The following is a 13,687-nucleotide window of genomic DNA, read 5'->3' on the forward strand; positions in this document are numbered from 1 at the left end:
AACATTAAAGCTTTTAAAATGTTTTGATATTTTTTAGTTCTAAATAGAATCGTTTTAATAACAAAAAGTGCTTTTTGTGTTAAAATTAAAATACTATGGAAAACACAATGTACAAATCACTAATGCAAATTAAAGAAAAACATGAAGAGTTAGAAAAAGCACTTTTAAACCCTGATGTTATTTCTGATATTAAAAAATACAATAAAATTAATAAAGAAATTAATTCAATAAACGATATAGTAGAAACTTTCAAAAAATACTTAAGCAACGAGGAAACCTTAAAACAAGCTAAAGAATTACTTTCAATCGAAAAAGATGATCAAATGATTCAATTAGCAAAAATGGAAATTGCTGAAGCGGAAGAAAATATGTCAAAATTAAGTGAAGAACTTAAAATACTTATTTTACCTAAAGATGAAAATGATGACAAAGATGTTATTGTAGAAATCCGTGGTGCTGCCGGTGGAGACGAAGCCAATATCTTTGCTGGTGACTTATATAGAATGTATTCAAAATGATGTGCTCAAAATAATATGAAAACAACATTATTAGATGCTACAGTTGCAGAAGCCGGAGGGTTTACATTAGTTACTTTTTCCGTTAAAGGTGATAAGCCTTACTCAAAATTAAAATTTGAAAGTGGTGTACATAGAGTTCAACGTGTTCCTGTAACAGAAACAAAAGGTCGTGTTCATACATCTACTTCTACAGTTACTGTTATGCCCGAAATTGATGATGATATAGAAATTGAAGTAAGAGCTGAAGATATTAGAGTAGACGTATTTCGTTCAAGTGGTAACGGTGGACAATCAGTTAACACAACCGACTCTGCAGTTAGAATTACACACTTCGCAAGCGGTATAATCGTTTCTTGTCAAGAAGGTAAAAGTCAAATCCAAAATAAAGAAATAGCAATGCGTATTTTAAAATCTAAATTATATGATTTAGAGCTCAAGAAGAAACAAGAAGAAGAATCTGGATATCGTAAATTAGCTGGTTCAGGAGCTAGATCTGAAAAAATAAGAACTTACAATTATCCACAAGATCGTGTAACCGATCATAGAATTGGTTACTCAACTTCACTTAACTCTGTTATGGAAGGAAAACTTAACTCAATAATCGATGCTCTCTTAACCGAAGAACAAAACGAAAAAATAAAAGAAGCTGGTATTTAATGCCTTCTAAAGAAGATTTATTATTAGAAAAAAGAAGATATGGACTTAAAGAGGAAATATCTTCTTTTGAATTAGAACAATTAAATAGCGGTATGCCTGTTCAAAAAATAATGGGCTATATTGAAATGGCAGATATTAAAATAGATATTAGACATAATGTTTTAATTCCTAGATATGAAACAGAAGAATTAATTTATTTAGCTATCAAAGAAATAAAATTAAATCAATTTAAATTTGTATTGGATCTTTGTTCTGGTTCTGGATTCATTGGTTTAGCGATTAAAAATAAATATAAAGATATATCTGTTACACTTTCAGATATATCAAGTGAAGCAATTAAGTCACAAGAATTGAATAGTAATATTAATAATTTAAAAGTTAATATTTTGCACTCAAACCTATTTGAAAATATAACAGGTAAATTTGATATAATCGTTTCTAACCCTCCTTACATAGGAAATGATGAAAAATTAAGTAAATCTGTTTTAGATTTCGAGCCACATAATGCTTTATTTGCTGACGACAATGGTTTATTTTTTTACAAAAAAATTATAGAACTAGCACCAAAATATTTAAATAAAAACGGAATTTTACTTTTTGAAATAAATCCATTACATATTGAATTTTGAAATTCAATTAAAAATAAATTCAAACTATTAGAAATAACTAAAGATTTAAGCAATAAAAATAGATTTGTTAAGATAATTTTTTAACCTAAAAATACTATAGATAAGTACTTTTAGGTTTTTATTATATTTTTTATAATTTACATATTTAACATGATATAATAAAAAACCTACCAAAAAAATGAAAGGATAAAATAATACACGATGAAATTTAAAACCTTATTTTCAATTTTTGCTCTACCTATTGCCACAATAGCGTCGGTAGCATGTTCTACAACAAATAACAATAATGAATCAAAAGAAAAAGAAGAAAACAAAACAAAAACCAATGCCAGTATAACAGTTTCTGATAAAAATAGCATCATTGAAACAGAAGCTAGTGCAAACGCAAGTGCTAATACACAATCAGAAGAAGAATTTAGCTTTGAAAAAAATAGAGAGCCTTTCATGAATTCGATTACCATAGCGAATAAAGAATTTTTAAAAGGTTTAAACGATGGCGAAAGTAAATTATATTATGATAGAGTTGGTAAAAAATTCTATGATAAACCAACATATAATAATCCTGATAAACAAGTTATTTTAGAACAAGATAAGAATATTTATACATTTAAAAACTCATATGATAGTTCAACAAAAGAAGAATCATCATTAAGAGCAAATTCAAATGGGGAACACAAATCTCAAGATGATGTAATTATTTCAAAAAGCGGAAACATAATAACCTTAAAACTTTGATTGTCACATTATATAAGAAAAGCTGACCAAAGACGCGGTCAATATATTCAAGACACAATAGAATTAACAAAGGAATTTACATTAGATTAAAAAAATAAGTCTTATTACACCTATTAGATAATAAGACTTATTTTTTAATAAACTTTTTAAATTGCATTTTTGAATTGTTGGTTAACTTTAATTATATATGATAATTATTTAAATTACCAAAATAAATTTAAATAGATAAAAAACATAAAAAAGTTCTTTATAACCTTGCATTTATTATTAATTTAAAAGTTAGTTGCTAAACTTAAAAGTGTATTACGTTTTTTAAATTAATAAAGGCGATTTCTAAAATTATACACACTTAAATAACTTAGAATTAAAATATAAAGGCGCAAAAATAAAATGAAAAAAACTAAAAAATTATTTATAACAACATTAAAATTAGCAACATTAACTACATTTGGAACTTTTCCTATTCTTGTTGCTTCATGTTCAAATTCAACAAAACAAAACGATAAAAATTCAAAATCAGAATTTAATTTAATTAAAGCAAATGGTTATTCTGATGAAATGACAAAATTAGATTTAGGAACTGCAACATTAGCTGCTGGTTGAGGTGATACAAGAGTTTTGATTAAAAACTCTAATAATTTAGTTGCTGTAGGTGCAACAGAAATTATAGCAAACGATGGTGTACAAGCTAGATCAAATTTAAAAAGAGGTGATGTAGAAGCAATTAAAATCATTTTACAATCAGCAATTAGAGATAAAAGTAATCCACAATTGCAAATCAGTGACATTCAAAACCCAGGAAAAACAAAATTTGTTTTTACAACATATAGTCACAATGATTACTCATCGGTTGATGAAAATGGACAAATAATAATTGATACAAAAGGTACAAAAGTAAACACTTATGGAACACCTTTAATAGAAGGTTCAGATTATTTTGATATAAATAATGGAGTAGTGACAAGAAAAGAAAATTCAACAAACAAATTTAAAATTCAATTTATACCTTCAAGTGACCCTGCAGAAGTTAGAAAAGCTTCTCAAGCATTAGAAAAATACTTAAACGATAAAGGATATAATATTGAAATTTCAACAGCTACAGAATATAATGCTGCCGCAAACGCATTAAGAGAAGGTTCTATAGATGTTGCATTTTTACCAGCAGGTTCATGAGCAGAACAAGCACAAGGAACAAACTTTATTTTAGTGGCCGGTAGATCCGTACAAATAATAGATCCATACGAATCAACTACTAACACAACAACACCTGCTTTTACCGATGAAAAAATATTAGTAGATGCGATAAATGGTTACAATACATTTAATTCTCAAAACGAAAAAAAATTATACATTCCACAAAACATAGAAAATGCTCCAAAAAAAGTCGACAATGAAAATGGATACAACGAAGCACTTAAAACAAAAGTTGACAGTTTAATAAATTCTGCAAATGGTAATCTTCCGGTAGTTGGTTACTATCGTTCATACATTATGGCTAAAAAAGACTCTGAAATAGCATTAAAAATTAAAAACGCATTGGAAACACAAGGATCAAATTGAACATTACCATGAGATGAAGTTAAAGGATTAATTAAATTTGCATATACATCTACAACTTCATCAGGTTCATACATATTCCCTGAAGCATGATTTAAAAAACACTTTACAGGATTTAAGTCATTTAAAGGTGAATAGTTATAATATGAAATTAAAAAAAAGTGAAAATAATAGGATAAGTGGTGATTGAAACATTAAATGACAAGATGTAGATAAAACTTATCCTAACGGCAAAAAAGGATTGACTAATGTCAATCTTTCTATTAACCAAGGTGAATTCGTTGCAATTATCGGATTATCTGGAGCAGGTAAAACAACATTATTAAAAACTGTTAATAAAATAAACGAAATTTCTTCAGGAACATTAACTGTCGGACCGTTTAATGTAAATAACTTAAAAAGAAAACACTTAAGAGAGTTTAGAACAAAAGTAGGTATCGTCTTTCAAGGATATAACTTAATTGATAATATTAGTGTTTTACAAAATGTTCTCGCTGCTCGACTTCCTCAAATGCATCCTTTAAGATCGTTTTTAGGTTGATATTCAAAAGATGATATTGATTTTGCCTATCAATGTTTAGCAAGAGTTAATATTTTAGAAAACGCATATGATAGAGCTAAGGATTTAAGTGGAGGGCAAATGCAACGTGTTGCACTAGCGAGAACTCTAGCTCAAAAACCTAAAATTATTTTAGCTGATGAACCTGTAGGTGCACTAGATCCTATTATGGCTAAATCTGTTATGGACGGTTTTTTATTAGTTAACAAAATGGACAAAATAACTATTTTAGCAAATTTACACCACGTAGATTTAGCACTTCAATATGCAGATAGAATAATAGGAATCAAAAAAGGTGAAGTGGTATTTGACGGAAGCTGAGATAAAGTTAATTTAGAAGTATTAAAAAATATTTACGGTGAACAATTAGAGCAATTTGATCAACAACAATTTCTTGAAACAAAGAGAAAGAGAAAAATAATTCAAGAAGAAATAATGTTTAAAATTAAGGACCTTAAATAATGAGTACCTCATTTAAGCAAAACTTCAAATTTAAAAAACTTATACAGTTAATTTATGATTATTTTAGACCTAAATTTGTCGACATTAACGGCCAAAAAGTAACTAAAAAATTTCCTTGACTTTTTTATTTAACATTTGCAATAAGTTTAATTGCGATAATTTTATTATTTATCAAAATAAAACCAGATTTCCAAAATTCCCAAAGTTTTTTAAAATTAATAGCTAATTTTTTTAAATTTAATACAAATGCGGTTATAGGTTCAAGAACCGATATAACAATTGCAGATACTACTACCCAAAGCTTAAAATTACTTTGACAAACTATTTCTTACTCGATTTTAGGAACAATAATAGGTATTTTTTTAGGTATTCCAATTGCGCTCTTAAGTTCGAAAAATTTTATTAAAACTCCTTGAATTTATGTACCAATGCGTGCATTTATGAGTATTATGAGAACGATACCGCCAATAGTGTATGCTTATATAATTTATTTTATTTTATCTCCATCATTAGTTGCAACTCTTTCTATAGCTATTTTTGTTGCTTCACTAATGGCAAAATGACTATATGAAGATTTAGATACTTATGATGTGTCTAGTTATTACGGTTTACAAGCGATAGGAAATACTAAGTGAATAGCATTTAAAAAATCTATTCTTCCATATTTGTTAAAAAGAATTGTTAGTTATGGATTTTATAGTTTCGAAATGGTTGTTCGTTTTGCAGCAATTTTAAGTATTATCGGAATTTCCACAATAGGTCAATTAATGGCTGATGAATATGCAGTCCCAAACAACTTTGCACACTTATCAATTGCAATTTGAATACTTGTAGCATTTATGATTTTGCTAGAAATATTTACATTTTTAGTGAAAAAATGAATTTTAGAATATTCTCCAAAACATCCAACTATTGATGAAAATTTAAATTTTAAGAAGAAACTAGAACAACTTAAAAAACAAAAGCCCAAAAATATTTATATAAAAATAACTATTTCAATAATTATTTTTATATTGTTTATAATATCATTATTTTCAATTGAATTTAGAACAACTGGACCTGAAGGATTAGCATATTTTAACGAAGGTGTTAAAAATTTATTCACACCAAATTTAAGTGTATTTAAATGGGATAGCGGTGATAATCCTATTATTTTAGGTACAGAAGCACTAGCTATTGCAATTTTAGCAAGTGTTATAGGGTTAGTGTTTAGTTTATTTTTCGGAATACTAGCATCTAAAAAAATATCAGGAAAATTTGTTTCTCTGTTTTTCAAATTTATAATTATAACATTAAGAGCAATTCCACCATTTACATACGCATTAATATTTTTACTTTGACAAAAAGATTCAATCATATGAGCAGGAACATTGGCTTTAGCTATTCACAGTATTGGTATGCTTGCAAAATTAATAAATGAAAGTGTGGATAAAATAGATGATAAAGTATTTCAATCCCTCGAAAGTTTAGGTCTTTCTACATGAACTAAAATTAAAATAGGAGTAATTAAAGAAATATTACCGCAAACTCTTTCTAACTTCTTATATAGAATTGAAATCAATTTTAAAAGCACCGTAATTATTGGAGCTGTTGGAGCTTGTGATTACGGATATCAAATTACAGTTTATTCAGCAGATATACGTTATTGAAGCATTTTAAGTTCTTATTTAATATTTACAATTGTATTATTATTAATAATTGAGCAAATTTCTAATATGCTTAGAAAGAAAATAATGAACGGATATTTCTTAGAAGAAAATGCATATTTTAAAAAATACTTTAGAAATAACGTTTTAGTAAAAGCCCTAGCGTTATCAAAAATAAATAAAGAAATTTTTGTCTATGATAATAGAATTGCTAAATATAATATTGCTAAATTTAATAATCAATTGAAAAACAAATTTTACTTTGAAAATAAAATTAAATTAGGGGAATATATAGACTTAAAAAGAAGATTACTAAATCAATCTAGTCTAATTTCAAAAGAATTAAGAACACTTAAAAAAGAAGCTTTTTTAAGTGTTTGAAACGAAAATAAAAACTTAAGAATTTGAGCGTGAAGCAAAAGATTAAAATTATCTTTACAATCTTCGGATAAAGTTAGTTCTAAATATTTTGAAAATAAATCAATTGAAAGTAAAAAACATGCTAGTTAAACAACTTAAAAAATTTTGAGAAATAATATCTCAAGCACAATATATAACTTTATGTACTCATATAGAACCTGATGGTGACACCTTAGGCAGTGCTGTTGCATTAAAAGAATTAATTTTGCTTAATTCAACAAAAATTAAAGAAGTAAAAATATCAGGTAAAGATTACCCACGTAATTTAAGTTTTTTATTAAAAGAAGAAGAGAATCTTGTATCTAATGAATTCTTTAACAAAAGTCTTAAAATCGTTGTTGATACTTCAACAAAATCAAGAATTTACGATCATAGAGTTATAACTCAAGAATCTATTAAAATAGATCATCACCCATTTGAAAATGAATGACTATTTGAAATAGGTGGCGATAATTGTCCTGCCACAGGACAATTAATTGCAATGCTTATAAAACATTTGAATCTTAAAACTAATAATTTATCACTTGAAGGTGCGGCAGTTGCAATTTTAACCGATACCGAATTTTTTAAAGAAAGAAATATAACCTCCGAAACTTTTGAAGCTATGAAAGTGCTATTTGAACATAATTTAAACTACTCTTCCTTACTAATTAAAATGCAACTTAATAACGAAGAATTAAATACTATTTGAAAGGTATGTAATAATAAAAAGGTTGTCGAAAATGTAACATATACAGTATCAAACGATATAATAACTAACGATATAGTAAGACCTTTAGTCGCTAAATTTGTTGAAATTTCAAACACAGATATTACAATTGCTTTTTTGAAAAGAGAGCAAGGTGATTATAGAGTTGAAATTAGATCAAACGGATCCTTTGATGTTTCAATAATTGCAAGAAAATTCGGTGGTGGAGGTCACCACAATTCAAGTGGGTTTATAATTAAAAATAAAGATGAAATTGACAAAGTTATAAATTATATTAATAATTTAATAACAGCATAATAAAAAGCCGTTTAAAAGCGGCTTTTATTTTATAACAATTCATTAAAAATATTTTCTCTATTATTTCAATAATTTATTATTTGTTCAATGCTGAAAGTATTATCATTTAATGAAATATGATTATTACCTGAGAAAAGTAATAAATAAAAGTAAAAATCAAATTGCTTCTGTTTTTTAGTTATATTAAATATCGAAGCTAATGTCGATTCAACTTCATTATTTTTATTATTAATAGTTATTAAAAGTTCTCTTACTCTAAAAATTTTTTCATTTATTTTTTGTGGTTCGATTTTAACTTCTTCTTCCAATGTAAATTTACTTAAATTAATCTTTTTATATTTAAGATAATTAGAAAAAGTTTTGATTCAAAGAATATTAAAATATAAAATAGGAATAAGAGTGATTATACCTAAAACAACCCAAATTATTCCTCATTTTCTTGAAACTTCAATAGTTTCATTCATTGAATAAAAAATAATTAGAGGAATTAAAACAATTGACAAAATCGTTAGGAAAGAAGTGTAAATTAAGAAATTTCTTATTTTTCTTTTAATTATTTTTTCAATTTGCTGATTAATTTTTAAATTTTTATTTTTCGAATTAACAAACAATGAATTAAATACAGAATAAAAAAATTTAACATTTAAAAATGGTATCCTAAAACAAAAACTAACATAAGTAAGGTTTGCTAAAAAAATTATAATGAATAAATATATACTATCCATGTTTTTTATTTCCTTTTACTTATTAAAATTTGAATAAACATCATTTAAATTATTTCAAATTTTAATAATTTCTTCATCGCTTAAAGAATTGTTTTGGTTATCAAGGATGTGGTTTGAACCAGAAAACAATAATAAATATGTAATATATTCAAATTCTTCTTTATTATTTATATTCTTTAAAAATCTATCCATATCAAATTTACGTACATTAATTATTTTATTGCTTCAAAACATAAAAATTTGTGCAGATAATTTATATGAATATATCATTCGTCTAGATTTAAAAATATTTTTAAATTCTAAGTTGCTTTTATTTACGTCAAGCTTTTCTTCTAATAAAACATCTTTATTATTATTTAGTTTCTTAAATTTAATAAGAATTACTAATACTCTTACAAATAAAAATAAAAATATTACTGGTGGTATAAATAATAAAACTAATGGTAAATAAGGTATTAACGCAATAAAATTGCTTGTTTTAGAAATAATTGTTATAACATTAATAACTACAGACGCAACACCAAATAAACTAATCACAAATAATCAAGAAACCAAAACAGTTAATGTTTTTAAAATTCTCTTTAATTGTTTATCATTTATCTTTAAATTATTGTTCTTTAATTTTTTAAGCATACTGTCAAGTAATACAATATACATTTTAAAATTTCACTTTGTATTATTTACCATTATTAATAATAAAAACATTGGTATTAACACAAAAGCAAAAACTAATACTAAATTTGTCATTTTCTCCTTTTTATTTATTTTATATGATTGAAAATTATATTTAATAATAATAAATTTAAAATTAAAAACATATTTTTGTCATTTTTATTGAATTTAAGTCAAAAAATACAAATAAATATAAAAAAGTTGAATTATTGTTTCAACAATAATTCAAATTTAAAATTTATATTTTGAGTTGTTAAATTTCTAAATACAATTATATTAAAAAGCAAAATTAAGATCTTATCACTTAATATATGCTTTTTTTATTTTAATATCCTTCTGTAAATATTGCAGTATCTTTTTTACCATTTTCAAACCCATTTGGGTAAATTTTACTTAAGTTTTCACGATATGAAGCGGTTTGAGCAGAATATTTAGTTTTATCACTTCCGTCAATCAAGTTATATGCCTTAATAGTATCGTTATTGAATGTATAATCATTTGATAATAATAAAGGTGTAAATGAACCTGATTTACTTAAATCACCATAATCTACATTACTACTTACACCACTATATGCACCAATAATTTGTCCAAATTCATTATAAACAACTGAACCTGATGCTCCATAATATAATGATGAAAAGTTAATTCTTTGTGTAAATCCGTAGAAATCAGCTAATGTTTTACCAAATATTTCTGTGTATGGAGAAAAATTATTATTTGTCATTTTTTCTTCATAAGCTCTTGCTGCTAACCCAAAAGTCTCTGAATTTTTTGAGGTACCTGTGTATCAATTTTGATCACTATTTCTTTCTACTGGATTATTACGGCTTCAAGCTGAAGAAGATGAATCAACAGCTGGATATCCACCGATATAAATATCTTTTGCATTAGTTAAGTTTTCTCCGGAATTTTGCATTGCACTTATATAATCAGTTGTAAGTGTGTATGTTGAGACTTTTTTATCTTGATTTGGAGTTGTATTAGTTTTATTTCTTTCGATATATTGGTCTAAAGCTTTAGTTGCATCTTTAAATCATTTCGAATGAGTATCATCCATTTTTGAAAAATCTACATCTATTTCAAAGACAGCAAAGTCAGTGTAAAAAGGTATATATTTATTATTTTGTAAAGTATTATTAAGTGCTCAAATTGAATTGCTCTTATCGTTAATATCTTCATAATCTTGAGCTTTTAACTGTTCAAAACGTTCTTGAGTTTTTCTTCTAGCCTCTTGTTGATACTTATTTATATATTCATGTTTCATAAAATCATAACCTGCAAAAATTAATTTAGGTTTTGAAATAGCACCATCATTAGCTTTTGTTGTTCTAGAAGCATCATTATCGCTTCTTTCTCTGTTTGTGAATAATTCATTATTTGTTAATCAATTCGTTCTATAACGTTCATCACCCGCATAATTAAAGTTATTATTTTTAGCTTCAAAATCAGTTATATATTCACTACTTTTTCCAATCGAAATAGAATTAGCCTTAAAACCTCTTTCGTCATCGTAATTTAATTGCTTTGCAACACTTTCTTCTAAAGTATTAGATAACATACCGATAACATGTAAATTAGTAGCTAAGAACAACTTGTATTTGTTTTCATCTTGTTTATGATAATCAAGCAATCAAGCAGTACCACCTGAAGTTGCTAAAAACGAACTATCGTCAGTGCCTAAATTTACACCAAATTTAATTGCAAATGTACGGTCATATATTTCTTTATAAATGTCTTTTTCGCTAGGTTTTGTAAACTTATTTACATCCATTGAATATTGGTGATCTCTTTTTCTTAAATTATTGAAAAAATCAGCATCAGGTATAAAAGGCATTTCAGGGTTCGGTTTCGAAGGTTGATTTTGTGCTCCACTCCCTCCAACTTCATTAGCATTACTATTTGATTGATTTTCACCTGTGTTTTCGGGATTAGTTGTTTTTTCATTAGTTTGTGTATTTGCAACATTACTTTGGTCTTGAGCATTGGCGTTTGAGTTCGTTGAATCCGCCACATTTTCATTTTTATTTGGTGTAGTATCACTATTAGTTTTATTATTTTGTGATTCTGTTTTAGCTAAGTTATCATTATTTTTAATATCTTTTTTATTCTCTTCTTTTTTTGGAGAATTATATTTATTTTGTGAACAAGAAACCACCGCAATTGTAGGTAGAATCACTGTCGATATCATTGATAATAATATTTTCTTTTTCATTTTAGTACCGTCCTTATTATGAATATTTAATCAATATTTGAAATTATATACTTATATATAAATTTTAATAAAAAGTGAAAAAATATTTTTTAGACATAAAAATAGACATAAAAAATGTTTTTTCACATTAAACTAAATATTAAATAAAATATTAATATAAAATACTTTTTAATATTTTTAAAAAAGTGGAAGATGTACATGAATTAGGAGGCAGTTGAGTCTCAACACTTAGAAACTCAAACCTTTAGTTCTTATGATGATATTTTAAAAATATTAGAAGACTTAAAATAAAAGCATTCGTTTTGTTTGCTTTTTTATTAAAACAAATGTTTGTTGAGTTTAATTATTTATTATAAAATATTAATGAGTAGTTTCGCATATTTTAAACCTATTTACAAAAAATAAAGGAGATAAATATGATTAAACTACAAAATAATATATTAAAGTACAAATTCAAAAATCCACTTTTATTACACCAAGCCTTAATTACTAAAGGATACTCAAATACAAATAGTAATGGTGGAAGTTTAGAAAACGGTCTAAAAACCGTAAATAATGAATACCTTGAGTTTTTAGGGGATCCTGTTCTCAATTTAGTTGTCAAAGAGTATTTGATTGGTAAATATAAGAAAAAAGACATCCCTAGCTTAGACATTGAGGTTGATTTAGGTAAAATAAACGATGAATCACAAAGTTACTTTAAAAATGATCATTTAAAAATAATCGCAAAAACAATTAACATTAATGAATTAAAGCATTCTAGTCGAACAAATGACGAGGACGATAGCTCTAAAGAAAATGCTGATATTATTGAAGCAATCATTGGAGCTGTATATATAGACTCAAATTATGATTTTAATATTACTCGTGATGTTGTAATTAGACTACTACAAATTGGTGAATCTTCTGGAAAAAGTGACGAAAATATTATTAATAATACAGTTAAAAATAGTAAAGAAGTTGCAATTTCTAAACAAAATAAAGTAGCATTCAAAATTCCAACAGAAAAAAGTAATATTGATAAACTAATAAAATTAAATATTATTGATGTTACAAATACACTTTCTCAACTTGTTAAGGAAGGTTCAAACAATAATTGAGAAAGTATAATATCTGTTAAAGATAAGTTAAACAATAGTAATTTAGTTGAATTTAAGTCTAAAAAGTCAAAGAAAAAAGATTCAATTAACGATGTAATTGTAAAATTAGATAAATGATCTACTAGCCGTTTAAGTGATTATGAGAATAATTTAAATACTCCTTCTAAAAAAGATTTAGAAAAGTATGTAAATAAAGACGATTTAAGTAAAGTCGAATCACTAACATTTAAATTTGAAAGCAAGCAAAGCGGCATTACAACTTGATTTTTTGTAGGTAAATTGAAACTTAATAACCAAAACACTAACCATGACTTTAAAGTTTCTGCACCTAAAAAAGATAAGTTAAAATCTGAAGTTAAAAATTATATTGCTAACTATATTAAAAATATAGATAAACCAAAAGCAAAAAATAAAAAAACCGATGATTTAGCATCAAAAATAGTCGCTTACGAAAAGGAATCAAGACCTTTTGCTAGCTTAAAAAATAAATTTGAGAAATATAAAATCGAAATTACTGATATCACTGAAAAACAAATATCAAAAGATAAGGTTGAATTAAACGTTTCGCTGCTATTTAAAAATAATTCTGAAACAATGACTAAAAAAATTGAATCAAACAATCGTACAAAAGCGTTAAATTCACTTTCTAATCAATTGCATTTAGCAATTAATAACAAATTCAAAGATAAATAGTTGAAAAAAATACGAAACTACTCTAGACTATTTATTAGTTAAAAACCTTAGCCCTTTTACAAGACTAAGGTTTTTAAATTAAAATTTATGATT

The 13,687-nt window shown here is 25.6% G+C and carries 11 protein-coding genes; 8 read left to right on the forward strand and 3 right to left on the reverse strand.

What is annotated here, in order from left to right:
* Window positions 1-95 precede the first annotated feature (95 nt).
* The 7 genes from prfA (at window position 96) to KQ876_RS04485 (ending at window position 8,189) form a co-directional block, all read left to right on the forward strand.
* Window positions 96-1,175 carry a peptide chain release factor 1 gene (gene prfA, locus KQ876_RS03255; RefSeq protein WP_205852147.1) on the forward strand — a complete coding sequence of 360 codons (1,080 nt, stop codon included), beginning with the start codon at window positions 96-98 and terminating at the stop codon, window positions 1,173-1,175.
* Window positions 1,175-1,888 (forward strand): peptide chain release factor N(5)-glutamine methyltransferase, encoded by a 714-nt coding sequence (prmC, locus tag KQ876_RS03260; RefSeq protein ID WP_216490260.1) that lies wholly within the window; start codon window positions 1,175-1,177, stop codon window positions 1,886-1,888. Before prfA ends, prmC begins: the two co-directional genes overlap by 1 nt.
* Before the next feature lie 117 nt (window positions 1,889-2,005).
* Entirely contained in the window at window positions 2,006-2,629 is a 624-nt protein-coding gene (locus KQ876_RS03265; protein WP_216490262.1) for a hypothetical protein, read from the forward strand.
* A gap of 300 nt (window positions 2,630-2,929) precedes the next feature.
* Window positions 2,930-4,234: a PhnD/SsuA/transferrin family substrate-binding protein gene (locus KQ876_RS03270; protein ID WP_216490264.1), complete on the forward strand. Its 1,305-nt coding sequence runs from the start codon at window positions 2,930-2,932 to the stop codon at window positions 4,232-4,234.
* Window positions 4,235-4,241: 7 nt separating this feature from the next.
* The gene (gene phnC, locus KQ876_RS03275) at window positions 4,242-5,117 is read left to right on the forward strand and encodes a phosphonate ABC transporter ATP-binding protein (RefSeq protein ID WP_216490266.1); all 876 of its coding nucleotides are present in this window, start codon (window positions 4,242-4,244) and stop codon (window positions 5,115-5,117) included.
* Window positions 5,117-7,273, forward strand: coding sequence for an ABC transporter permease (locus KQ876_RS03280; protein WP_216490268.1), 2,157 nt, complete (start codon window positions 5,117-5,119; stop codon window positions 7,271-7,273). The genes phnC and KQ876_RS03280 overlap by 1 nt, the downstream gene beginning before the upstream one ends.
* Window positions 7,263-8,189 carry a bifunctional oligoribonuclease/PAP phosphatase NrnA gene (locus tag KQ876_RS04485; protein ID WP_216490269.1) on the forward strand — a complete coding sequence of 309 codons (927 nt, stop codon included), beginning with the start codon at window positions 7,263-7,265 and terminating at the stop codon, window positions 8,187-8,189. Before KQ876_RS03280 ends, KQ876_RS04485 begins: the two co-directional genes overlap by 11 nt.
* Window positions 8,190-8,218: 29 nt before the next feature.
* Here KQ876_RS04485 and KQ876_RS03290 read toward each other — a convergent pair whose 3' ends face one another.
* From KQ876_RS03290 to KQ876_RS03300, 3 genes are all read right to left on the reverse strand, one after another.
* Window positions 8,219-8,653: a hypothetical protein gene (locus KQ876_RS03290; protein WP_205852153.1), complete on the reverse strand. Its 435-nt coding sequence runs from the start codon at window positions 8,651-8,653 to the stop codon at window positions 8,219-8,221.
* 276 nt (window positions 8,654-8,929) lie between these two features.
* Entirely contained in the window at window positions 8,930-9,661 is a 732-nt protein-coding gene (locus tag KQ876_RS03295) for an MAG0920 family protein (RefSeq protein ID WP_216490270.1), read from the reverse strand.
* 250 nt (window positions 9,662-9,911) lie between these two features.
* Complete coding sequence (locus tag KQ876_RS03300; RefSeq protein WP_216490271.1) at window positions 9,912-11,801, reverse strand: MIP family Ig-specific serine endopeptidase; 1,890 nt, start codon at window positions 11,799-11,801, stop codon at window positions 9,912-9,914.
* Between the two features lie 416 nt (window positions 11,802-12,217).
* Between KQ876_RS03300 and KQ876_RS03305 the strand changes: the two genes are divergently transcribed.
* The gene (locus KQ876_RS03305) at window positions 12,218-13,594 is read left to right on the forward strand and encodes a ribonuclease III domain-containing protein (RefSeq protein WP_205852156.1); all 1,377 of its coding nucleotides are present in this window, start codon (window positions 12,218-12,220) and stop codon (window positions 13,592-13,594) included.
* The last annotated feature ends 93 nt before the right edge of the window (window positions 13,595-13,687 follow it).

The organism is Mycoplasma sp. CSL7491-lung (genome assembly GCF_018913965.1).
GTDB lineage: Bacteria > Bacillota_I > Bacilli_A > Mycoplasmatales > Metamycoplasmataceae > Mycoplasmopsis.